Raw genomic sequence first — 21,600 nt, 5'->3', positions numbered from 1 at the left:
CCCCTTATCTGATGAACAGGCTGGAAGCAGCGTCATTGGCAACGGCGAGCACGGACTCCGGGTAGAGCCCCACTCCTACCGTAACCAGGAGGGAAACGGCGATGACCGCCACGGTCCCCATACTGGGGACCGCGATGGCCGGGCCGTCGGCCGCCGGCTCGCTGAAGAACATCAGCACGATGACGCGGACGTAGAAGAACGCCGCGATCGCCGAGGCGATGACGCCGACCACGACCAGGCCCGCCATCCAGCCGCCCATCTGGTCGCCGGGCTGCGCGCCGCTGTTCAGCGCGGCGGCGAACACGGCGTACTTCCCGAAGAAGCCGCTGGTCAGCGGGATTCCGGCGAAGGCCAGCAGGAAGAAGGCGAACACGCCGGCCAGCACCGGGGAGCGCTTGCCGAGTCCGGCCCAGCGGGACAGGTGCCCCGCCTCGCCGCCGGGGTCGCGCACCAGCGTGACCACCGCGAACGCGCCCACCGTGGTGATGCCGTACACCGCCAGGTAGAACAGGATCGCCTTCAGCGACTGGGCGTTCTGCTCGGCGCTGCCGAACGTCGCCATCACACCCACGAGCAGGAAGCCCGCGTGCGCGATGGACGAGTAGGCGAGCATCCGCTTGATGTCGGTCTGGGTGATGGCCAGGATCGCACCCACGATCATGGTGAGCGCGGCCACGCCCCAGATGACCGGACGCCAGTTCCAGTCGAGGTTGCCCAGGGCCACCCAGAACACCCGCAGCAGCGCGCCCACGGCCGCCACGAGCGTGCCGGAGGCCATGAGGGCGGTGATGGGCGTGGGAGCGCCCTGGTAGACGTCCGGCTTCCATGCCTGGAACGGCGCGGCGCCGATCTTGAACAGCAGGCCCACGCCGGTCATGGCGAAGCCGATCAGCAGCAGCGGGTCGAGCAGCGAGCCCGTGGACATCGCCTTGCTGATGCCGCCCAGCGACACGGTGCCGGCGTAGCCGTAGAGCATCGCGGTGCCGTACAGGAAGAACGCCGACGAGAAGGCGCCCAGCAGGAAGTACTTCATCGACGCCTCCTGCGACAGCAGGCGGCGCCGGCGGGCCAGGCCGCACAGCAGGTACAGCGGCAGCGACATGACCTCAAGGGCGACGAACATCGTCAGCAGGTCGTTCGCGGCGGGGAACAGCAGCATGCCGCCCACCGCGAACAGCACCAGCGGGTAGACCTCGGTGTGCTGGTTGCCCGCCGCCTCGGCCTCGGCCTCGTCGGAGCTGCCGGGCACGGCCGCCGCGGAGGCGACGAAGTGGCCCTCGTCGTTGATCAGCAGGACGCAGACGAACGACAGGACGAGGATGACGCCCCAGATGAACAGCGAGGGACCGTCGACCGCGACGGCGCCCATGGCCGACGCGGACTTCGGCACGCTGTTCACCGCGACCTGCACGATGACCAGCGCGAACGCGCCGGCCAGGCTCAGCAGCGTGAGCGGCACGTGGACGGACTTGCGCAGGTAGCGCGGCGCGAACGCCTCCACGAGCACGCCGATGATGGCGGCGCCGAAGACGACCAGCAACGGCGCCAGCGTGCCGTACTCGATCGTCGGCGCTTGGATGACGTCGTTCACTGACCTGTCCCTCTCTCAGCGATGGCGGTGCTCACGTTGACGTTGGTAAGCGTGTGGACCACCGACGGCTGGATCACGTCGATCAGCGGCTTGGGGAAGAACCCGAACCCGATGATCAGGGCGATGAGCGGGGCCAGCACCCACACCTCGCGCGCGTTAAGGTCCTTGAACGCCTTGACCGGCTCGGCGGTCGGGCCGTTCAGGGTCCGCTGGACCATCCACAGGATGTAGACGGCCGCGAGGATCACGGCCACCGCGGAGATGCCCGCGGCCACCGTGAAGGCGCCGGAGCCGTGCGCGGAGCTGGAGTACGTGCCGATCATGACCATGAACTCGCTGACGAAGGACGAGAGCCCGGGCAGCGAGAGCCCCGCGAGGCCGGCGACGAGGAAGAAGCCCGCGAGCAGCGGGGCGACCTTCTGCACGCCGCCGTAGTCGGCGATGAACGGCGAGCCGCGCCTGGCGATCAGGAAGCCCGCCGCGAGGAACAGCGCGCCGGTGGCGAAGCCGTGGTTGACCATGTAGAGCGCGGCGCCCGTCTGGGCGATGTTCGACATGGCGAACACGCCGAGCACGATGAAGCCGAAGTGCGAGATCGACGTGTAGGCGATGAGCCGCTTCATGTCGGTCTGCCCGATGGCCACGATCGCGCCGTAGATGATGCTGATCACCGACAGCACGACGATCGGCATCGTGAACGACTTGGCGGCGTCGGGGAACAGCTCCAGGCAGAAGCGGAGCATGCCGAACGTGCCGACCTTGTCGAGGACGCCGACCAGCAGCACGGCCGCGCCGGCCGGGGCCTGGGCCGCCGCGTCGGGCAGCCAGGTGTGCACCGGCCACAGCGGCGCCTTGATCGCGAAGGCGATGAAGAAGCCGCCGAACAGCCACTTCTGCGTCGTCGGGTCCTTCACGGCCCCGATCAGCGGCTCGAACATGAACGTGCCCTTGGACGCCGCCACGTACAGGCCGATGACCGCGACCAGCATGAGCAGGCCGCCGAACAGCGAGTACAGCAGGAACTTCACGGCCGCGTACGACCGCTGGGCGCCGCCGTACGACCCGATCATGAAGTACATCGGGATGAGCATGGCCTCGAAGAACACGTAGAACAGGAAGACGTCGGTCGCCGCGAAGACGCCGATCATCATCGCTTCGAGGACGAGCAGCAGCGAGAAGTACGTCTTGACCGACCGCTTCGGCGTGACGATCGTGCCGTCGGCCGTCTTGACGCCGTCGGCGTCGTACCAGGAGGCGAGCACCACGATCGGCACCAGCACCGCGGACAGCGCGATCAGCACGAGCGCGACGCCGTCGACGCCGACCCCGAACTTCACGCCGAAGCTCGGGATCCAGTCGTACTCGGCGGTGAACTGGAACCTCGCGCCACCCGGCTTGAACTGCGCCGCCATGACGCCCGTCAGCACCAGCACGAGCAGCGAGACGGCGAGCGTGACCTGCTTGGCCAGTTTGTCGCCGCCCTTGGGGAGCAGGGCCACCACGATGGCGCCCAGGACGGGCACCGCCATGAGTATCGGAAGCCAGGGTGACATCAGATGGTCCCAACGAGGAGCAGGGCGCCGGTCAGCAGGGCGGCACCGATCAGGATGGACAGCGCGTACGTTCTGGCGAAGCCCGTCTGGAGCCTCCTCAGGCGCCCTGAGCTCCCGCCGATGCCCGCGGCCAGGCCGTTGACGACACCGTCCACGCCGCGGTTGTCGAAGAACACCGCGAGCCTGGTGAGCCACTGGCCGGGGCGCATGAACAGCGACTCGTTGATCGCGTCGCCGTACAGGTCGCGCCGGGCGAACGTGGTGAGGAACGAGCCGCGCGGCTGGACGGCGGGCACCTCGGCCTTGCCGTACTTCATCCAGGCGTAGGCGGCGCCGACCGCGACGAGCGCGAGCGTGGCCAGACCGGGCGTGGTGAACGGGTGGAACTCGGGCCTGACCTCGGGCGCGCCGACGGCCGGGGCGAGGAAGTCCATGAGCGTGTTGCTCAGGATGAGGTAGCCGCCCAGGAAGATCGAGCCGATCGACAGGATGATCAGCGGCAGGGTCATGACGGCCGGCGACTCGTGCGGGTGGGCGTTCTCGGCCCAGCGCTTCTGGCCGAAGAAGGTCATGAAGACCATCCGCGACATGTAGAAGCCGGTGATGCCCGCGCCGAGCACGGCCAGCCAGCCCAGCACCGGCTGGTGGTGGACCGCGGTCTCGATGATGCCGTCCTTGGTGAAGTAGCCGGACAGCAGCGGGAAGCCGATGATCGCCAGGTAGCCGACGATGAAGGTCACGAAGGTCAGCGGCATGTACTTGCGCAGGCCGCCGTACTTGCGCATGTCGACCTCGTCGTTCATGCCGTGCATGACGGAGCCGGCGCCGAGGAACATGTCGGCCTTGAAGAAGCCGTGCGTGATCAGGTGGCCGATCGCGAAGGCGTAGCCCGCCGGGCCGAGGCCCGCGCCGAGCATCATGTAGCCGATCTGCGACATCGTCGAACCGGCGAGGCCCTTCTTGATGTCGTCCTTCGCGCAACCGATGATCGCACCGGCGAGCAGCGTGGCCGCGCCGACGATCGCGACGGCGAGCGCCTGCGCCGACCCCTCGGGGAAGAAGAACGCGCCGGAGCGGACCACCAGGTAGACGCCGGCGGTGACCATGGTCGCGGCGTGGATGAGGGCCGAGACCGGGGTCGGGCCCTCCATCGCGTCGAGGAGCCAGGACTGCAGCGGCAGCTGCGCGGACTTGCCGCAGGCGCCGAGGAGCAGCAGGAGGCCGATGGCGGTGAGGGTGCCGTTGGAGGCGCCCTTGCCGACCTCCTCGCCGAGCTGGCTGAAGGTGAGCGTGCCGAACGTCGTCCACATGATGAACATGCCGACCAGCAGGCCGAAGTCACCGACGCGGTTGACGACGAACGCCTTCTTGGCCGCGGTGGCGGCGGACGGCTTGAACTGCCAGAACCCGATCAGCAGGTAGGACGCGAGACCCACGCCCTCCCAGCCGATGAACAGGCCCACGTAGTTGTCGGCGAGCACCAGCAGGAGCATCGCGGAGACGAACAGGTTCAGGTACGAGAAGAACCTGCGCCGGTGCTCGTCGTGCGCCATGTAGCCGATCGAGTAGATGTGGATCAGCGATCCGACACCCGTGATCAGCAGGGCGAAGCTGATCGACAGCGGGTCGATCAGCAGGCCCATGTCCACCATGCCGGGAATGAACTCGTACAGATGGACGGCCTGGCGACGCTGCTCCTCTCCGAGTCCGAGCAGCTCGAAAAAGGCCAGCACCGCCACGACGAACGAGGCGAGGGACATGGCCACGCCCAGCAGATGGCCCCACCGGTTCGTGAACCGGTTGAACACCAGCAGGATGAACGCCCCCAGCAACGGGAAGGCGATCATCAGCCAGGAGGCCCCGATCACGCCGCCGGCGGTGTGCTGGACGATCTCAACAGGAGATTCCACCAGTCACCTCTTAGTACTTCAGCAGGTTGGCGTCGTCGACCGACGCGGACCTGCGGGTTCGGAAGATCGTCACGATGATGGCCAGGCCGACCACGACCTCGGCGGCGGCCACCACCATCACGAAGAACGCGATGATCTGGCCTTCCAGGTTGCCGACCTGCCTGGCGAAGGTGACGAACGCGAGGTTGCACGCGTTGAGCATGAGCTCGACGCACATGAACACCACGATCGCGTTGCGCCTGACCAGCACGCCGAGCGCGCCGATGGCGAACAGCAGGCCCGACAGGATGAGGTAATGCGTCGTCACTTGGTCACCTCGTTGGTTCCCTCGGCCTCGGAGCCCTCCTCGACCGTGTGCTTGATCGCCTCGGCCAGCTTGGGGTCGTCGGGCAGGTGGCCCTGCTCGACGTCGTACCGGGCGATGTAGCGGTTGACCGAGGACTCGGCGACCGATCCGTCGGGCAGCAGCGCCGGCATGTCGATCGCGTTGTTCCTGGCGTACGTGCCGGGGCCGGGCAGCGGCGACGGGCGGTCGCCGAGGAACCGGGCACGCGACAGGTCCTTCTGCGTGGGCTTGACGGTGAGCCGCTCCTTGTGCGCCAGCACCATCGCGCCCAGCGCCGCGGTGATGAGCAGCGCCGAGGTCACCTCGAAGGCGAAGACGTACTTGGTGAACAGCAGCAGCGCGATCGAGCGGACGTAGCCGCCCTGCCCGGTGGCCGCCGCGAGGCCCGCCTCGCGGCCGAACACGGCGTTGCCGACGGCCAGGACGAACAGCGTGGCGAAGCCGATGCCCGCGATCACGGCCCAGAAGCGCTGACCCTTGAGCGTCTCGACGAACGAGTCGGACGAGTCGACGCCCACCAGCATGAGCACGAACAGGAACAGCATCATGATCGCGCCGGTGTAGACGATGATCTGCACCGCGGCCAGGAACGGCGCGTCCTGCACGGCGTACAGGACCGCGAGGCTGAGCATCACGGTGCCGAGCATGAGCGCCGAGTAGACGGCCTTCCTGTTGAAGACCATGCCGAGCGCGGCGCCGACGGAGACGACGGCGAGCACCCAGAACGTGATGGTCTCACCCATTGGTCCGTCCCAGCCGGTAGTAGTCCTCTTCGGTCTCGCCGAGCCGCATCGGGTGCGGGGGCTGCTCCATGCCCTGCGTGAGCGGCGCGAGGAGCATCTCCTTGGTGTAGATGAGGCCCTCGCGGCTGCTGTCGGCGAGCTCGTACTCGTTCGTCATCGTGAGCGCCCGCGTGGGGCACGCCTCGATGCACAGCCCGCACAGGATGCAGCGCAGGTAGTTGATCTGGTACGTGCGCCCGTACCGCTCACCCGGCGAGAAGCGCTCCTCCTCGGTGTTGTCCGCGCCCTCGACGTAGATCGCGTCGGCGGGACACGCCCAGGCGCACAGCTCGCACCCGACGCACTTCTCCAGCCCGTCGGGCCAGCGGTTGAGCTGGTGCCGCCCGTGGAAGCGAGGAGCCGTCGGCTTCTTCTCCTCCGGGTAGTTGGTCGTGACGGGCTTCTTGAACATCGTGTGGAAGGTGACCCCGAAGCCCTTGACGGGGTTCAGCCAATCAGTTAGTCCCACTGGGAATCTCCTTGTGCTGCACCCCGTGGTAGTGCGGCAGGTCGAGCGGCGGCACAGGGAAGCCGCCGGCCGTCGGCTCGTTGGACAGCTGCTCGAACTCGGCTTCGACCTGGGCCTTCTGCGCTTCCTTGCGGCGCTGGTTGACGGTGTCGATGCGCAGCCAGATGGCGAGCGCGCCGATCACCGTGAGGCCGGTCAGACCGAGGCCGATCGTCTTGTCCCCCTCGTTCACCACGAGGTTGCGCACCGCGGCCACGATGAGGATCCAGCCCAGGTTGACCGGGATGAGGACCTTCCAGCCCAGGGCCATGAGCTGGTCGTAGCGGACGCGGGGCAGCGAGGCGCGCACCCACACGATGAAGCAGAAGGTCAGCACGAACTTGATGAAGAACCACAGCACCGGCCACCAGCCCTGGTTGGCGCCCTCCCACAGCGAGATGGGGAACGGCGCCCGCCAGCCGCCCAGGAACAGCGTGACCGCGATGCCCGAGGCGGTGAAGGTGTGGAGGTACTCGCCCATCATGATCAGAGCGAACTTCAGCGACGAGGAGTACTCGGTCTGGAAGCCGCCGACCAGCTCGCCCTCGCCCTCGGGCAGGTCGAACGGGATGCGGGCGGCCTCGCCGAACATGCAGACCACGTAGACCAGGAAGGACGGGATCAGCAGCACCGCGAACCAGGTCTGCTCCTGCGCCTTGACGATCTCCGAGGTGGACAGCGTGCCGGCGAACAGGAAGATGGCCACGAACGACAGACCCATCGCGATCTCGTACGAGACCACCTGGGCCGCCGAGCGCAGGCCGCCGAGCAGCGCGTACGGCGAGCGCGACGACCAGCCGGCCAGCACTACGCCGTAGACGGAGACGGCGCCCATGGCGAGCATGAACAGCACCGCCACCGGCAGGTCCACGAGCTGCAGCGGCGTCTGCACGCCGAACAGGTTCACCATCGGGCCGAACGGCACGATGGAGAAGGCCAGGAACGCCGGGACGACCATGATGACGGGCGCCAGCAGGTACAGCACCTTGTCGACGGTGCGAGGGAAGAGGTCTTCCTTCAGACCCATCTTCAGGCCGTCGGCCACGGACTGCAGGAGACCGAACTTGCCGGCCCGGTTGGGGCCGTACCTGTTCTGCATCCTGGAGATCAGCTTACGTTCGAACCAGACGCCGAACAGGATGCCCAGCATCAGGAAAGCGAACAGCATCACGGCCTTGATGATGGTGATCCACAGAGGGTCCTTGCCGAAGTCGGCGAGGGTGGGATCGGCCGCGAGAACGTGGGTCATGACGCGCTCCCGATGGTGACGATGTCGCCGGCCACCGCGCGCAGGTCACGCGTGACCGAGCAGCCGCCGGAGTTGGACGGCACCCAGACCACCCGGTCGGGCAGGTCGGCCACCCGGACGGGCAGCGTGACCGAGCCGGTGACCGGGTCGCCGATGACGACCTTGTCGCCGTCGGTGACGCCGATCTCGGCGGCCGTGCTCTCGGAGACCAGGGCCTCGGCGGTGCGTGCGGTGCCCGCCAGGTAGGGCTCGCCGTCCTGCAGCCTGCCCTCGTCGAGCAGCAGGTGCCAGGTGGCCAGCAGCGCCTGGCCGGAGGCGGGCGCGTCCTGGGCGCGGGTGGCGGCGTTCGGCGCGGCGACGCGGGTGCCGCGCCAGGCGCCGATGGCGGACAGCTCGCGCCGGGCGGCCTTGGCGTCCGGCAGGCCGAGGTGGACGTCCATGCGGTCGGCCAGGTTCGTGACGACGGCGAGGTCGCTCTGCAGGCCGGGCACCTTGATGGGCGCCTCGAACGAGCGGCCCCTGCCCTCCCAGTCGACGAACGTGCCGCTCTTCTCCTGGACGGCCGCGACCGGCAGCACCACGTCGGCGCGGTCGGTGACGGCGCTCGCGCGGATCTCCAGGCTGACGATGAACGGGGTGTTCTCCAGCGCCTCCAGCGCCGCGGCGGGGTCGGCCAGGTCGTACGGGTCGACACCGGCGACCACCAGCGCGTCGATCTCGCCGTCGCGGGCGGCGGCGAGGATGCCGGTGGTGTCGCGGCCGGGCGCGGCGGGCAGCGAGGCCACGTTCCACACCTTGGCGACCTCGGACCTGGCGGCCTCGTCGGCGACCGGGCGGCCGATCGGCAGGAGGTTCGGCAGGGCGCCGGCCTCCAGCGCGCCGCGCTCGCCCGCCCTGCGCGGCACCCAGGCGAGCCTGGCGCCCGAGGCGGTGGCGAGGCGCACCAGCGCCGACAGCGCGCCGGGGACGGTGGCCAGCCGCTCGCCGGCGAGCACGATCGTGCCCTCGGCCAGCGTGCCGACCAGGTCGCCGATGGCGTCGGCCTCGGCGCCCGGCGCCGTGCGGACGAGCGTGCCGCCCATCTTGGCCAGGCCGTTGGTGGCGAACGGGGCGATCGCGGTGACCTTCAGGCCCTTCTTGCGCCACGCCTTGCGCAGGCGCAGGAAGACGATCGGCGACTCCTCCTCGGGCTCGAACCCGACGAGCAGCACGGCGGGGGCGTTCTCGAGGTCGGCGTAGCTGATCTCGATGCCCTTGCCGGCGACCGCGTGGGCCAGGAACTGCGCCTCCTCGGCGGAGTGCGGCCTGGCGCGGAAGTCGATGTCGTTGGTGGCGAGCGCCAGCCTGGCGAACTTGGCGTAGGCGTAGGCGTCCTCGACGGTGACCCTGCCGCCGACCAGCACGCCGGCCTTGCCGCGGGCCTTGGCGAGGCCCTCGGCGGCGACGCTCAGCGCCTCCGGCCACGAGGCGGGCACGAGCACGCCCTCCTCGTTGCGGACCAGCGGCGTCTTGAGCCGGTCGGGCTGCGTGGCGTACGTGAACGCCCAGCGGCCCTTGTCGCAGTTCCACTCCTCGTTCACCTGCGGGTCGTTGCCCGCCAGGCGGCGGGTGACCCTGCCGCGCCTGTGGTCGGTGCGCATCGCGCAGCCGGAGGCGCAGTGCTCGCACGCGCTCGGCGTGGAGACCAGGTCGAACGGGCGGGCGCGGAAGCGGTAGGCGGCGCCGGTGAGCGCGCCGACCGGGCAGATCTGCACCGTGTTGCCGGAGAAGTACGACTGGAACGGCTCGCCGTCGGCGACGCCGACCTGCTCCTTGGCGCCGCGCTCGAAGAACTCGATGAACGGGTCGCCGGCGATCTGGTCGGAGAAGCGGATGCAGCGCGCGCACTGGACGCAGCGCTCACGGTCGAGCAGCACCTGCGTGGACAGCGGCAGCGGCTTCGGGAAGGTCCGCTTCTGCTCCTGGAAGCGGGACTCGCCCTGGCCGTTCGACATGGCCTGGTTCTGCAGGGGGCACTCGCCGCCCTTGTCGCAGACCGGGCAGTCGAGCGGGTGGTTGATGAGCAGGAACTCCATCGCCGCCCGCTGCGCCTTCTCGGCGACCGGGGAGGTCAGCTGGGTCTGCACCACCATGCCCTCGGCGACCTCGATCGCGCAGGACGGCTGCGGCTTGGGGAAGCCGCGGCCGTTGCCCGCGTCGGGGATGTCGACGAGGCACTGCCGGCAGTTGGCGGCCGGGTCGAGCAGCGGGTGGTCGCAGAACCTCGGGATCTGGATGCCCAGCAGCTCGGCCGCCCTGATGATCAGGGTGCCCTTGGGGACGCTGACCTGGAACCCGTCGATGGTCAGGGTCACCAGGTTCGTTTGGGTCTCTACGACGGTCACTGCTCACCCCAGAGAGTGGACTTCTTCGGGTCGAACGGGCAGCCGCCGATCTCGAAGTGCTTGAGGTACTCCTCGCGGAAGTACTTCACCGAGGAGTGAATCGGGCTGGTGGCGCCGTCGCCGAGGGCGCAGAACGAGCGGCCGAGGATGTTGTCCGCGATGTCGGTGATCGTGGACAGGTCCTCCTCGGTGCCCTGGCCCTTCTCCAGGCGCTTGAGCACCTGCTTGAGCCAGTACGTGCCCTCGCGGCACGGCGTGCACTTGCCGCACGACTCGTGCGCGTAGAACTCGGTCCAGCGCAGCACCGTGCGGACCACGCAGGTGGTCTCGTCGAAGATCTGCAGCGCGCGGGTGCCGAGCATCGAGCCCTTCGCGCCGACCGCCTCGAAGTCGAGGGGCACGTCGAGGTGCTCGTCGGTGAAGATCGGCGTGGACGAGCCGCCGGGGGTCCAGAACTTGATCTGGTGCCCCTCCCTGATGCCGCCCGCCATGTCGAGCAGCTCGCGCAGCGTGATGCCGAGCGGGGCCTCGTACTGGCCGGGCCTGGTGACGTGGCCGCTCAGCGAGAAGATGCCGAAGCCCTTCGACTTCTCGGTGCCCATGGAGGCGAACCAGTCGGCCCCGTTGGCGACGATCGAGGGAACACTGGCGATCGACTCCACGTTGTTCACGACAGTAGGCGAGGCGTAGAGGCCCGCCACGGCCGGGAACGGGGGCTTGAGCCGAGGTTGACCCCTGAAGCCTTCGAGCGAGTCGAGCAGCGCCGTCTCCTCGCCGCAGATGTACGCCCCGGCGCCGCTGTGCACGACCAGTTCGAGGTCGTAGCCGGAGCCGAAGACGTCCTTGCCGAGGTAGCCCTTCTCGTACGCCTCACGCACGGCCGCGTGCAGCCGGCGGATGACGTGCAGCACCTCGCCGCGCACGTAGATGAAGGCGTGGTTGGCCCGGATCGCGTACGAGGTGATGATGACGCCCTCGACCAGCGCGTGCGGGTTGGCCATCATGAGCGGGATGTCCTTGCAGGTGCCCGGCTCCGACTCGTCGGCGTTGACGACGAGGTAGTGCGGCTTGCCGTCGCCCTGCGGGATGAAGCCCCACTTCATGCCGGTGGGGAAGCCCGCGCCTCCGCGCCCGCGCAGGCCGGAGTCCTTGACGGCCTGGATGACCGCGTCGGGGTCCATGCCGAGCGCCTTCTTGGCCGCGTCGTACGGGCCGTAGGCGTCGATGGTGAAGGAGTTGGGCTGGTCCCAGTTGGCGGTCAGGACCGGGGTGAGAGTGGTGCTCATGCCTCGGGGGCCTTCCATCCGTTGGCCTTGGCGACCTTCAGGCCCTCCAGCGAGGCGCCGGCGGCCGACGGGCCCTCGCCCGCGAGCTCGTCGGGCAGGCCCGAGAGCACCCGGGACGCCTCCTTGAAGGTGCACAGCCGCTTCGGGCCGCGCGTGGGACGCACGTCCTTGCCGTCACGCAGGTCGTCGACGAGCTGCTTGGCCGACTCGGGGGTCTGGTTGTCGAAGAACTCCCAGTTGACCATCATGACGGGGGCGAAGTCGCAGGCCGCGTTGCACTCCAGGCGCTCCAGCGAGATCTTGCCGTCGGGGGTCGTCTCGTCGTGGCCGACGCCGACGTGCTCCGACAGCTCCTCCCAGATCTGGTCGCCGCCCATGACGGCGCACAGCGCGTTGATGCAGACGCCGACGTGGTAGTCACCGGCCGGCTTGCGCTTGTACATCGTGTAGAAGGTCGCCACGCCGACGACCTCGGCCTTGCTGATGCCGAGCATCTCGGCGCAGAACTCCTGGCCGTCGTCGGAGACGTAGCCGTCCTCGGACTGCACGAGGTGGAGCAGCGGAAGCAGGGCGGACCGCGTCTTCGGGTAGCGGCCGATGATCTCCTTGGCGTCTCGTTCGAGCCGCTCGCGGACTTCCGGTGAGTAAGTCACCGGTCCACACCTCCCATGACGGGGTCGATAGATGCCACCGCCGCGATCACGTCGGCGACCTGGCCGCCCTCCGCCATCGCGGGGAAGCCCTGCAGGTTGCAGAAGGACGGCTCGCGGAAGTGCACGCGGTACGGGCGCGTGCCGCCGTCGCTGACGACGTGCGCGCCGAGCTCGCCCTTGGGCGACTCGATGGACGCGTACGCCTGGCCCGCCGGCACACGGAAGCCCTCGGTCACCAGCTTGAAGTGGTGGATGAGCGCCTCCATCGAGCTGCCCATGATGTGGGCGATGTGGTCGGGCGAGTTGCCGAAGCCGTCGGGGCCGAGCGCGAGCTGCGCGGGCCAGCCGATCTTCTTGTCCTCGATCATGACGGGCTCGCCCTTGAGCGGACCGGCGATGCGGTCCAGGGCCTGCTCGACGATCTTGAGGGACTCCTCCATCTCCTTCATGCGGACGAGGTAGCGCGAGTACACGTCGCAGCCGCGCTCGGTGGCGACGTCGAACTCGTAGGTCTCGTAACCGCAGTAGGGCTGCGACTTGCGCAGGTCCCAGGGCAGGCCGGAGGCCCGCAGGATGGGGCCGGTGATGCCGAGCGCCATGCACCCCGTGAGGTCGAGGTAGGCGACGTCCTTGGTGCGGCGGACGTAGACGGGGTTCTCGTCGAGGAGCTTGCGGATGTCCTTGATCCGCTTGGGCATCTCCTTGAGGAACTCGCCGACCTTGTCGACGGCGCCCGCGGGCAGGTCGACGCTCACGCCGCCGGGCCGCACGTACGCGTGGTTCATGCGCAGGCCGGTGATGTACTCGAACAGGTCCATGACCATCTCGCGGTCGCGGTACCCGAAGAGGAACGGCGTGGTGGCGCCGAGCTCCATGCCGAACGTGCCCATCGCGACGAGGTGCGAGGAGATCCGGTTGAGCTCCATCATCATCACGCGGATGGCCTGGGCCCGGTCAGGGACGCGGTCCTCGATGCCGAGCAGCTTCTCGACGCCGAGGCAGTAGGCCGTCTCGTTGAAGATCGGCGAGAGGTAGTCCATGCGGGTCACGAACGTGGTGCCCTGGGTCCACGTCCGGTACTCCATGTTCTTCTCGATGCCGGTGTGCAGGTAGCCGATGACGCCGCGCGCCTCGGTCACCGTCTCGCCGTCGAGGGTGAGCACCAGCCTGAGCACGCCGTGCGTGGACGGGTGCTGCGGGCCCATGTTGACGACCAGCCGCTCTTCCTCGGAGTCGCGGACGCCGGTGACGACCTCGTCCCAGTCGGCCCCGGTGACCGAGTAGACCTTGCCCTCGGTCGCCTCTTCGTATCCGGTGGTCACGAGTAAGACCTCCTGTGGTCGGGCGAGGGGATGGTGGCGCCGCGGTACTCGACCGGGATGCCGCCCAGCGGGTAGTCCTTGCGCTGCGGGTGACCGTCCCAGTCGTCCGGCATCATGATCCGGGTCAGGCCCGGGTGGCCGTCGAAGACGATGCCGAAGAAGTCGTACGCCTCCCGCTCGTGCCAGTCGTGACCAGGGTAAACGCTGACCGTGGATGGAATGTGCGGGTCGGAGTCGGGGCAGCTCGTCTCGACGCGGACGCGGCGGTTGTGGGTGATCGAGCACAGGTGGATGACCGCGTGCAGCTCTTCGCCCTGCTGGTGCGGGTAGTGCACGCCGGTGACGCCGAGCGACAGCTCGAAGCGCAGCGCCGGCTCGTCGCGCAGCCTGGTGCACACCTCGACCAGCCGCTCGCGCTTGACGTGCAGCGTCAGCTCGCCGCGGTCGACGACGACGCGCTCGATCGCGTCGTCGAGGGCGAGGGTGTCGACGATCTCGTCGAAGTAGCCGCCGTACGGGCGGGGCGTCGAGAGCTGCGGCGCCCGGCGCACGACGAGGCCGCCGTAGCCGGAGGTGTCGCCGGAGTCGTGCGCGCCGAACATGCCGCGCCTGGCGACGGGCGGCTCCGCGGGCGCCGGGGTCTCGGCGACCTCGGGCACCTCGGGGTTCGGGACCTCGGGGAGGTTGTCGGGCGACGTCACTTCGCGGCCCCCTGGTCGATCAGCGGCAGCGTGCGCAGCGCCTGCAGTTCGAGCTCCTCGATCTGCTTGGCCCGGTGCGCGCCGAACTTCATGTTCTGGATCTTGTCGTGCAGCTTCACGATCGCGTCGATGAGCATCTCGGGCCGCGGCGGGCAGCCGGGCAGGTAGATGTCCACCGGGACGACGTGGTCGACGCCCTGCACGATGGCGTAGTTGTTGAACATGCCGCCGCTGGAGGCGCACACGCCCATGGCGATGACCCACTTGGGCTCGGCCATCTGGTCGTAGATCTGCCGCAGGACGGGCGCCATCTTCTGGGAGACGCGGCCCGCGACGATCATGAGGTCGGCCTGGCGGGGAGACGCCGAAGCGCGCTCCATGCCGAAGCGCGCCAGGTCGTAGTGGGGACCGCCGGTGGCCATCAGCTCGATGGCGCAGCAGGCGAGGCCGAAGGTGGCCGGCCATACGGAGTTCTTGCGCGCCCAGCCCGCGGCCGCTTCGACCGTGCTGAGGATGAACCCACTGGGGAGTTTCTCTTCAAGTCCCATTTTTTCAGTCCCAGTCCAGACCCTTGCGGCGCCACACGTACGCGTAGGCGACGAGCACGGTGACGATGAACAGGAGCATCTCCACGAGCGCGAACAGCCCGAGCCCCGACGAGATCACGCTGCCCGCGTCGTTCTTGAGCGGCGCGAACGAGACCGCCCAGGGGTAGAGGAAGATGATCTCGATGTCGAACACGATGAAGAGCATCGCGGTGACCATGTATTTGAGCGGGAACCGTCCGCCACCGACAGGCTGGGGCGTCGGCTCGATGCCGCATTCGTAGGCGTCAAGCTTGGCGCGGTTCCAGCGCTTGGGACCGGTGAAGGGAGCGATGGCGACCGAGAAGATCGCGAAGCCCCCCGCGAGAACGGCGAGCACCAGGATGGGCACGTAAAGGTCCATCGCTACGCCTCCTCTGGAGTCGCCGCGCGCGCGGGCGCGCAGCCTGATCTATGGGTTTGCCTGGTGAGTGTGAGGTTCATGCTGGTGGGGCGACCTTCGAGAGTGCGTTGATGATCATGTCGGACGCATCGCCTCGCCGGTCGGTGAGATTACCAAGGAGTTTGAGCGCGAAGCGCATCAGCCTCGGGTGAGGCAGACCGTGGCGAGTGCCGAAGCTCATCACGCCCGGCTTCCCGATCGCCTCGACGAACCACCGTCCGAGCGTGAAATATCCACCGTACGCGTCTTTGAGCACCTTGGGGTACGTGCGCAGGGTGCGCTCGCGCTCCGCCGGGCCGGCCGCCGCGAGGGCCTTCGCGATGACCTCGGCGGCGATCTCGCCGGTCTCCATCGCGTACGCGATGCCCTCGCCGTTGAAGGGGTTGATGGAGCCGCCGGAGTCGCCCACCAGCAGGAGGCCTCGGGTGTAGTGCGGCTGCCTGTTGAAGGCCATCGGGAGCGCGGCGCCGCGGATGGGCGTCGTCATGTTCTCCTCGGTGAAGCCCCACTCGGCGGGCATCGACCTGCACCAGCGCCTGAGCAGGTCGCGGTAGTCGATGTTCTTGAACTGGGCGCTCGTGTTGAGCAGGCCGAGCCCCACGTTGGAGGTGCCGTCGCCCACGCCGAACACCCAGCCGTAGCCGGGCAGCAGCGTGTCGCCGTCCCACAGTTCGAGCCACGTCTCCAGGTAGTCGTCGTCGTGGCGGGGGCTCTCGAAGTACGTGCGGACGGCCACGCCCATCGGGCGGTCCTCGCGCTTGTGCAGGCCCATGCCGATGGCGAGCCTGGTGCTGTTGCCGTCGGCGGCCACGACCAGCCTGGACCGGAACGTGCGGCCGTCCTTCGTGGTCACGCCGACGATGTGGCCGCTGCGGTCGTCGAGCACGGGCTCGGTGACGGTGACGCCCTCCATGAGCCTGACGCCGTTCTTGACGGCGTTGGCCGCGACGATCTGGTCGAAGTCCTGGCGGGTGCGTACGAGCCCGAAGTCGGGGAAGCGCTCGAGGCTTGGCCAGTCGAGCTCGAATCGGAGGCCGCCGCCGACGACGCGCAGGCCCTTGTTCCTGATCCAGCCGGGGGCGTCGATGTCGACGCCCATGTTCAGCAACTGCTTGACCGCGCGGGGCGTGAGCCCGTCGCCGCAGACCTTCTCGCGGGGGAACCTGGTCTTCTCCAGGAGCAGCACGTCGAGACCGGCCTGAGCGAGGTAAAAGGCGGTTGCGGAACCGGCGGGACCGGCGCCGACGACGATGACGTCGGCGTCAGCCTGTATGGCTGCTGGCACGGTCACTGGACTGTCCTGTCCTACACGCTCGAAGGCCTCGGGGTGTGGCGCCTTCGTTCCTTTGTGAACCCCTTCACAAACTTGTCGGCCCGAAGTCTACTGCTTTTCTCACACAAAGTGTCAGTGGGGGTGCGTCGGCGGGGCATGCCAAGACCGCCGCCGGAGAAAGGCGGGGCCAGAGCGACGATTGGGCCGTTCGGGGGCGTCCTGGGGGGCCCGCCGGCGCCCCGTGCGCCGCGATTCCCGCCGACTTCGCCCACTTGCCGATTCCCTCGTCGAGGCCGCTCCCGCCCGGCCTCCGCGGACGCGGCGGGAACGGCGTGCGACCGTGTCCGGCGCCCGCCGCCGCCGGGGCGATCACGCCCGCGAGCCGGGGCCGGGCCGCGATCCGGCCACGACTTCGTCACCGTGACATCACGATTATCCGGGCGCCCACGCTACCAGCCGCGGGGCCGCGGGCCCGCGCAGGCGCGCGCGGCCCTCCTCCGCGCGACGCCCCTCGGTGTGCGGGAACGCGCCGTATTAATCGCGCGGTGACCGCTGTTCCGGATGCGGGAAATAGCGGATTAGCGGCGGGCCAGTTACGCAAAGGAGTGCCCCGCCGCAGGCGATAGCGCCCCTGGCGAAAATGCCGCGGGGACGCGCCCGGCGCGCCAGAAGAGACGCGCCGGAGAATCCCCGGGAATGCGCGTTAAACGCGGTGGGCCGCCACGTTCACGCGGGCCTGAAGCAGCAGTGGGCCGCAGCGTTCACGCGGGCCTGAAGCAGCAGTGGGCCGCAGCGTTCACGCGGGCCTGAAGCAGCAGTGGGCCGCAGCGTTCACGCGGGCTTGAAGCCTCGGTGCATCGCCACGATGCCGAGCGTGAGATTGCGCCACGCCACCCGCTCCCAGCCGGCCTCGCGGATCATCGCGGCCAGGGTCGGCTGGTCGGGCCAGTCCCTGATGGACTCGGCGAGGTACTCGTACGAGTCGTCGTTGGAGCCGAACACCGCGGCCACCTTGGGCAGGAACCGCATGAGGTACTCGCGGTAGACCAGGTCGAACGGCGCGTAGGTGACGTGCGAGAACTCCAGGATCACCAGCCGCCCGCCGGGCCTGGTCACGCGCAGCATCTCGCGCAGCGCCCGCCCGGTGTCGTGGACGTTGCGCAGCGCCACGGAGATCGTCACGGCGTCGAAGGAGTCGTCGGCGAACGGCAGCCGCATGGCGTCGCCCGCGACGAACGGCACGCCGGGCCCCGACAGCGCGTTGCCGCCGTGCCTCGCCACACCGGTGCGGAGCATGCCGAGGGAGAAGTCGGAGGCGATGGCCCGCGCGCCCAGCGAGGTGAAGGAATCGGTGGACGTGCCCGTGCCCGCGCCGAGATCGAGCACCAGCTCGCCGGGACCGGCGTCGACGGCCGCGGCCACCGCCCTGCGCCAGTACCTGACCTGGCCGAGGGAGATCACGTCATTCACCAGGTCGTAGCGCCGGGCCGTGCGATCGAACATCGCGGCGACCTCGGCCGGCTTCTTGTCCAACTGAGCGCGCGTCATGCGCCCAAGCCTATGGCCATCCCGACGATCGACGGAAAGTAGCCGCCTCATTACCGTTCGTCTGCTATCTATTGGCAAATGCTTGCCCGTGCCGCCCTGGCGGCGTTCCTCACGGCGTCCCCCGTCGCGCATCCCGTGGTGGTCTCGGCCGACCCCGTCGACACCACGCCCCACGTGCTCGACGGCATCGTCAACGCCATCACGCTCGTCGGCTCCACCGTCGTCGTGGGCGGCTCGTTCACGGAGGTGGCCGACGCGGGGCGCACCACCACCTACCCCCGGTCGAACCTGTTCGCCTTCGACCTGGCCACCGGGCGGGTCCTGCCGGACTTCGCGCCCGACGTCTCAGGCCCGGTCTACGGCCTCGCTCCGGGCGACGACGCCACCGTCTACGTCGGCGGCGCCTTCACCGGCGTCAACCTCGACCCGGCCAGGGCGCTCGCGAAGCTCAGCCTGGCCGACGGCGAGGTGGTCGGCGGGTTCAGGCCGGGCGTCTCCGGCGGCATGGTCACCACGCTCGCGAGAAGCGGCTCACATCTGTACGTCGGCGGCGACTTCGAGCGCCCGCGCCCCGCGCTGGCCAGGCTCAGCGCGGCCACCGGCGCCGCCGACCCCGGGTTCTCGATCGAGCCGGGGGCGCCGCTGGGGCCCAGGGTGAAGGTGCAGGCGCTCGCGGTGTCGCGCGACCGGCTGGCCGTCGACGGCAACTTCACCACGCTCGACGGGCAGTCCAGGCCGCAGCTCGGGCTCATCGACGTCAGCGGCCCCACCGCGCGCGTGGCGCCCTGGCGCACCGACGCGTACGCGCGCCGCTGCATGGTCGACTTCCCCTCGTACGTGCGCGGCCTCGACTTCTCGCCCGGCGGCTCGTACTTCGTGGTGGTCACCACGGGCGGCTGGCGGGGCGGCGGGATGTGCGACACGGCGGCCAGGTTCGAGACGTACGCCAAAGGCACGCGCATCCGTCCCACCTGGGTGAACGCCACCGGCGGCGACTCGCTGTACGCGGTGGCGGTGACGGGCGCGGCCGTCTACGTGGGCGGGCACCAGCGCTGGCTGGACAACCCGAAGGGCCGCGACACGGCCGGGCCCGGGGCGGTGTCACGCCCCGGCATCGGGGCCGTCCACCCCGGCACGGGAAAGGCGCTCAGCTGGAATCCGACCCGCGAGCGCGGCATCGGGGTCAAGGCGTTCCTCGCCCACAAGGGCGGACTACTTGTAGGTAGTGACACGACGAGCCTCGGACGGGAGTACCATGCCCGGATCGGCATGTTCCCCCTGCCCTAGTCGTCGTGCTGCTCCGGCCGGCCCATCCTGTCGCTGATCCGCGCGCTCATGGCGTCGCGCTGTTTCGACAGCAGGACGTAGCTGGCGATGCCGCTGAGCAAGAAAGAGGCTGCGAGCAGGAACAGCAGGTTTTGCACGCCGAGCAGAAGCAGTAGGCCGGCTGCGACGACAAACAGACCGATCCGCGACGCGGTGTAAACGAGAACGGGACGCACGGTTCGAGGTTACTCGGACTCGTGGACCGGTCTCTCTTCGCATCGGACGCGAGCACTGCTACTGTTCCCAGTTAGGGTGTTTCGTAAAGAAACACCCACGAGAGCCCCAAAGAGGCTCTATCATATAACAATCGGGCAGTCAGCTGATAACAACCCGTGATCTTTGGCGAAAACCACGGATAAATCAGGCTTCGCTCGACACACTGGTTACCTGTCCGCCCGCTGGCAGGAAGCGGGATGCGAGGGGGAGAGATTGGTGGAGAGTAGCAGCGAGCGTCTGCTGACCCCAGGAGAGGTTGCCGCCCTCTTCCGGGTTGACCCAAAGACGGTTACGCGCTGGGCTGCGGCAGGCCGCATCAGCAGTATCCGCACCCCCGGAGGGCACCGGCGGTTCCGCGAGTCGGAAGTGCACGCCCTTCTCCGAGGCGAGGACGTTCTAACGGCCGACCGGCCCGCAGGTGAGTCCCCGCGCGTCTGACGTTCGTCCAGACGGTGATCCTGCGCGCCAGGATCACCGCGGCGGAGTCACTGTTCGCGTGCTTCCCTACCTCACGTCCGTACGGCAAGCACGGGGCGGCGCCAACCGCCGACCGTGGCTGGCGCCTGTCCGCACCCCCGTTCGTCCCCCGTCGGCCGCTCACGCGCCTTCCTGGTCGGCCTTGAACGCCAGGAACTCACGCTCCAGCGCGTCGTCCTCCTCCGCCCACCGCCGCCGGCGCTCCGCCGCCTCCTCCTCGGTCAGCGACTCGGGCAGCCACTGCTCGTAGTCGGGGTCGCCGGGACGCAGCTCCACGTACGCGTTGCCGATGAGGCGCCCGTCCTCACTGGTCAGGCTCTGCGGTACGCGCAAGGTCCCGTCCGCGAGCCGGATGACGTCCATGGTGGATCACCTAGATTCCGTAGCGCCGGTTGAAGAACAGCATGATGGTGAGCGCCGTGCGCGTGTCGCCCCCCAGCATGTCGACCAGCGCCGGGCGCTGGCGGGAGGCGATGGCGGCGAAGGCGTCGGCGAAGAACTCCTTGCGGCCCAGCCCGCCGGGCTGCCGGTGGAAGGCCGAGACCAGCAGGGGCGCGACCTTCTCGTACAGTGCCACGAACTCCGGCGAGTCGGAGACCCATTCGCCGTGAGCCGAGTCGAGGTCGTCGATGGCGTGGCCGACCTCGTGCATCATCACGTCGGGCGTGGGCGAGGGCCGGTCACCCACCACGATCTTGCGGTCGCCGTACGCGCCCGCGCACATGTCCCAGGTGGCCCGCCCCGACGGCAGCGGCGCGTTGCGCAGGTAGCCCATGTCGTCGAGGTCGGGCACGCCGCCGGGGCCGATGTAGACGCCCTCCAGGCCGCCCGCCAGCATCTCCTTCAGACGCTCCGGCAGCCTGGCGAGGCTCTCCACGGCGCGTACGGCGTCGGCGGAGGGCGGCCCGAACCTGGCGTCCCACTGGCGGTGCAGGATCGACTCCAGCTTCCCGCAGTGGCGCAGGCCGTCGCCCCGCGAGGGCGCGCCTGGCAGGTCGGGCCGCGCCCTGGGCGGCGCGTCGTCGAGCTCGAAGTCGTGCCAGGTGTAGGCGGGCTGCTCGGCCACCGCGGCGGACAGCCGCTCGGGGCGCGAGCCCCAGCGGGGCCGGTCGTCGGTCCGGCGCTCCTGCGGCCCCCTGCCCTCGTCACGGGCCTCGGGCACGTCGCGCGCCTCCGGGGTGGCGGGGCGCTCCCGGAACAGCCTGGAACGCTCCCTGTCGCCCCTCAGGCCGCGGCGCACCTCCGAGCGGGCGCTCGACCAGAAGGACCGCGCCGCGTCGGGAGGAGCCTCCCTGCGCCGCGAGAACAGGTACGAGCCGCGCCGCCACCACCGGCCTCTGCGGTGGCGCCCCCTGTCCGGGGAACCCTTGTCCTGAGAAAAGGCCATCGCACCTCTCAAGCCCGGGCCGGCTGGGTCGGATCGGGTTCCACGGTACGACGCCGATCTTCGTCAGTCACCCCAAAGGGGGCATCGAGCGGCACGATCAC

The 21,600-nt window shown here is 69.2% G+C and carries 21 protein-coding genes; 2 read left to right on the top strand and 19 right to left on the bottom strand.

The window, feature by feature from the left end; translation table 11 throughout:
• Positions 1-4: 4 nt before the first annotated feature.
• From nuoN to BMX74_RS13760, 16 genes are all read right to left on the bottom strand, one after another.
• Complete coding sequence (nuoN, locus tag BMX74_RS13835) at positions 5-1,591, bottom strand: NADH-quinone oxidoreductase subunit NuoN (RefSeq protein ID WP_055504663.1); 1,587 nt, start codon at positions 1,589-1,591, stop codon at positions 5-7.
• Positions 1,588-3,144, bottom strand: a complete 1,557-nt coding sequence (locus tag BMX74_RS13830; protein WP_055504662.1) for an NADH-quinone oxidoreductase subunit M — start codon at positions 3,142-3,144, stop codon at positions 1,588-1,590. Before BMX74_RS13830 ends, nuoN begins: the two co-directional genes overlap by 4 nt.
• Positions 3,144-4,991 carry an NADH-quinone oxidoreductase subunit L gene (gene nuoL / locus BMX74_RS13825; protein WP_176573451.1) on the bottom strand — a complete coding sequence of 616 codons (1,848 nt, stop codon included), beginning with the start codon at positions 4,989-4,991 and terminating at the stop codon, positions 3,144-3,146. The genes BMX74_RS13830 and nuoL overlap by 1 nt, the downstream gene beginning before the upstream one ends.
• A gap of 73 nt (positions 4,992-5,064) precedes the next feature.
• Positions 5,065-5,361 (bottom strand): NADH-quinone oxidoreductase subunit NuoK, encoded by a 297-nt coding sequence (gene nuoK / locus BMX74_RS13820; protein ID WP_055504660.1) that lies wholly within the window; start codon positions 5,359-5,361, stop codon positions 5,065-5,067.
• Positions 5,358-6,143 carry an NADH-quinone oxidoreductase subunit J gene (locus tag BMX74_RS13815; protein ID WP_055504659.1) on the bottom strand — a complete coding sequence of 262 codons (786 nt, stop codon included), beginning with the start codon at positions 6,141-6,143 and terminating at the stop codon, positions 5,358-5,360. The genes nuoK and BMX74_RS13815 overlap by 4 nt, the downstream gene beginning before the upstream one ends.
• Positions 6,136-6,651: an NADH-quinone oxidoreductase subunit NuoI gene (gene nuoI / locus BMX74_RS13810; RefSeq protein ID WP_082535225.1), complete on the bottom strand. Its 516-nt coding sequence runs from the start codon at positions 6,649-6,651 to the stop codon at positions 6,136-6,138. The genes BMX74_RS13815 and nuoI overlap by 8 nt, the downstream gene beginning before the upstream one ends.
• On the bottom strand, positions 6,638-7,939 hold the full coding sequence (nuoH, locus tag BMX74_RS13805; RefSeq protein ID WP_055504657.1) for an NADH-quinone oxidoreductase subunit NuoH: 1,302 nt from the start codon (positions 7,937-7,939) through the stop codon (positions 6,638-6,640). Before nuoH ends, nuoI begins: the two co-directional genes overlap by 14 nt.
• The gene (locus tag BMX74_RS13800) at positions 7,936-10,323 is read right to left on the bottom strand and encodes an NADH-quinone oxidoreductase subunit G (RefSeq protein ID WP_091100608.1); all 2,388 of its coding nucleotides are present in this window, start codon (positions 10,321-10,323) and stop codon (positions 7,936-7,938) included. The genes nuoH and BMX74_RS13800 overlap by 4 nt, the downstream gene beginning before the upstream one ends.
• On the bottom strand, positions 10,320-11,609 hold the full coding sequence (nuoF, locus tag BMX74_RS13795) for an NADH-quinone oxidoreductase subunit NuoF (protein WP_091100607.1): 1,290 nt from the start codon (positions 11,607-11,609) through the stop codon (positions 10,320-10,322). The genes BMX74_RS13800 and nuoF overlap by 4 nt, the downstream gene beginning before the upstream one ends.
• Positions 11,606-12,262 carry an NADH-quinone oxidoreductase subunit NuoE gene (nuoE, locus tag BMX74_RS13790; RefSeq protein ID WP_055504654.1) on the bottom strand — a complete coding sequence of 219 codons (657 nt, stop codon included), beginning with the start codon at positions 12,260-12,262 and terminating at the stop codon, positions 11,606-11,608. The genes nuoF and nuoE overlap by 4 nt, the downstream gene beginning before the upstream one ends.
• Positions 12,259-13,584, bottom strand: coding sequence for an NADH-quinone oxidoreductase subunit D (locus BMX74_RS13785; protein ID WP_055504653.1), 1,326 nt, complete (start codon positions 13,582-13,584; stop codon positions 12,259-12,261). The genes nuoE and BMX74_RS13785 overlap by 4 nt, the downstream gene beginning before the upstream one ends.
• Positions 13,581-14,285, bottom strand: coding sequence for an NADH-quinone oxidoreductase subunit C (locus BMX74_RS13780; protein WP_055504652.1), 705 nt, complete (start codon positions 14,283-14,285; stop codon positions 13,581-13,583). The genes BMX74_RS13785 and BMX74_RS13780 overlap by 4 nt, the downstream gene beginning before the upstream one ends.
• Positions 14,282-14,833: a NuoB/complex I 20 kDa subunit family protein gene (locus tag BMX74_RS13775; protein WP_055504651.1), complete on the bottom strand. Its 552-nt coding sequence runs from the start codon at positions 14,831-14,833 to the stop codon at positions 14,282-14,284. The genes BMX74_RS13780 and BMX74_RS13775 overlap by 4 nt, the downstream gene beginning before the upstream one ends.
• Before the next feature lie 4 nt (positions 14,834-14,837).
• On the bottom strand, positions 14,838-15,233 hold the full coding sequence (locus BMX74_RS13770; protein ID WP_055504650.1) for an NADH-quinone oxidoreductase subunit A: 396 nt from the start codon (positions 15,231-15,233) through the stop codon (positions 14,838-14,840).
• 76 nt (positions 15,234-15,309) lie between these two features.
• Positions 15,310-16,563 carry a geranylgeranyl reductase family protein gene (locus BMX74_RS13765; RefSeq protein ID WP_055504649.1) on the bottom strand — a complete coding sequence of 418 codons (1,254 nt, stop codon included), beginning with the start codon at positions 16,561-16,563 and terminating at the stop codon, positions 15,310-15,312.
• A gap of 813 nt (positions 16,564-17,376) precedes the next feature.
• The gene (locus tag BMX74_RS13760; protein WP_055504648.1) at positions 17,377-18,093 is read right to left on the bottom strand and encodes a demethylmenaquinone methyltransferase; all 717 of its coding nucleotides are present in this window, start codon (positions 18,091-18,093) and stop codon (positions 17,377-17,379) included.
• A 78-nt stretch (positions 18,094-18,171) separates the two neighbouring features.
• Here BMX74_RS13760 and BMX74_RS13755 point away from each other — a divergent pair, with 78 nt between their 5' ends.
• A complete protein-coding gene (locus BMX74_RS13755; protein WP_256256940.1) occupies positions 18,172-19,380 on the top strand; it encodes a hypothetical protein in 1,209 nt (402 codons plus the stop codon).
• On the opposite strand, the gene BMX74_RS13750 is transcribed toward BMX74_RS13755, so the two are convergent.
• Complete coding sequence (locus tag BMX74_RS13750) at positions 19,377-19,595, bottom strand: DUF4229 domain-containing protein (RefSeq protein WP_055504646.1); 219 nt, start codon at positions 19,593-19,595, stop codon at positions 19,377-19,379. The two genes, BMX74_RS13755 and BMX74_RS13750, sit on opposite strands and share 4 nt — an antisense overlap.
• 256 nt (positions 19,596-19,851) lie before the next feature.
• On the opposite strand from BMX74_RS13750, the gene BMX74_RS13745 reads away from it, so the two are divergent.
• Positions 19,852-20,073 (top strand): BldC family transcriptional regulator, encoded by a 222-nt coding sequence (locus tag BMX74_RS13745; RefSeq protein ID WP_026214226.1) that lies wholly within the window; start codon positions 19,852-19,854, stop codon positions 20,071-20,073.
• Between the two features lie 159 nt (positions 20,074-20,232).
• Here the strand turns inward: BMX74_RS13745 and BMX74_RS13740 are convergent, their stop codons facing one another.
• Entirely contained in the window at positions 20,233-20,475 is a 243-nt protein-coding gene (locus BMX74_RS13740; protein WP_055504645.1) for a hypothetical protein, read from the bottom strand.
• 10 nt (positions 20,476-20,485) lie between these two features.
• Complete coding sequence (locus tag BMX74_RS13735; RefSeq protein ID WP_091100604.1) at positions 20,486-21,499, bottom strand: hypothetical protein; 1,014 nt, start codon at positions 21,497-21,499, stop codon at positions 20,486-20,488.
• Between the last annotated feature and the right edge of the window lie 101 nt (positions 21,500-21,600).

The sequence above is a fragment of the Nonomuraea pusilla genome (genome assembly GCF_900109355.1).
Lineage (GTDB): Bacteria > Actinomycetota > Actinomycetes > Streptosporangiales > Streptosporangiaceae > Nonomuraea > Nonomuraea pusilla.
Note: the sequence above shows the minus strand (reverse complement) of the source record. Positions and strands in the feature narration are given on the sequence as shown.

Excerpts from the sequence above, each read along its gene's own strand:
- nuoH (WP_055504657.1), bottom strand. The coding sequence starts at position 7,939 with ATGACCCACGTTCTCGCGGCCGATCCCACCCTCGCCGACTTCGGCAAG.
- BMX74_RS13755 (WP_256256940.1), top strand. The coding sequence starts at position 18,172 with ATGCTTGCCCGTGCCGCCCTGGCGGCGTTCCTCACGGCGTCCCCCGTC.
- BMX74_RS13735 (WP_091100604.1), bottom strand. The coding sequence starts at position 21,499 with ATGGCCTTTTCTCAGGACAAGGGTTCCCCGGACAGGGGGCGCCACCGC.
- BMX74_RS13770 (WP_055504650.1), bottom strand. The coding sequence starts at position 15,233 with ATGGACCTTTACGTGCCCATCCTGGTGCTCGCCGTTCTCGCGGGGGGC.
- nuoL (WP_176573451.1), bottom strand. The coding sequence starts at position 4,991 with ATGATCGCCTTCCCGTTGCTGGGGGCGTTCATCCTGCTGGTGTTCAAC.
- BMX74_RS13775 (WP_055504651.1), bottom strand. The coding sequence starts at position 14,833 with ATGGGACTTGAAGAGAAACTCCCCAGTGGGTTCATCCTCAGCACGGTC.
- BMX74_RS13760 (WP_055504648.1), bottom strand. The coding sequence starts at position 18,093 with ATGACGCGCGCTCAGTTGGACAAGAAGCCGGCCGAGGTCGCCGCGATG.
- BMX74_RS13830 (WP_055504662.1), bottom strand. The coding sequence starts at position 3,144 with ATGTCACCCTGGCTTCCGATACTCATGGCGGTGCCCGTCCTGGGCGCC.
- BMX74_RS13815 (WP_055504659.1), bottom strand. The coding sequence starts at position 6,143 with ATGGGTGAGACCATCACGTTCTGGGTGCTCGCCGTCGTCTCCGTCGGC.
- BMX74_RS13740 (WP_055504645.1), bottom strand. The coding sequence starts at position 20,475 with ATGGACGTCATCCGGCTCGCGGACGGGACCTTGCGCGTACCGCAGAGC.
- nuoF (WP_091100607.1), bottom strand. The coding sequence starts at position 11,609 with ATGAGCACCACTCTCACCCCGGTCCTGACCGCCAACTGGGACCAGCCC.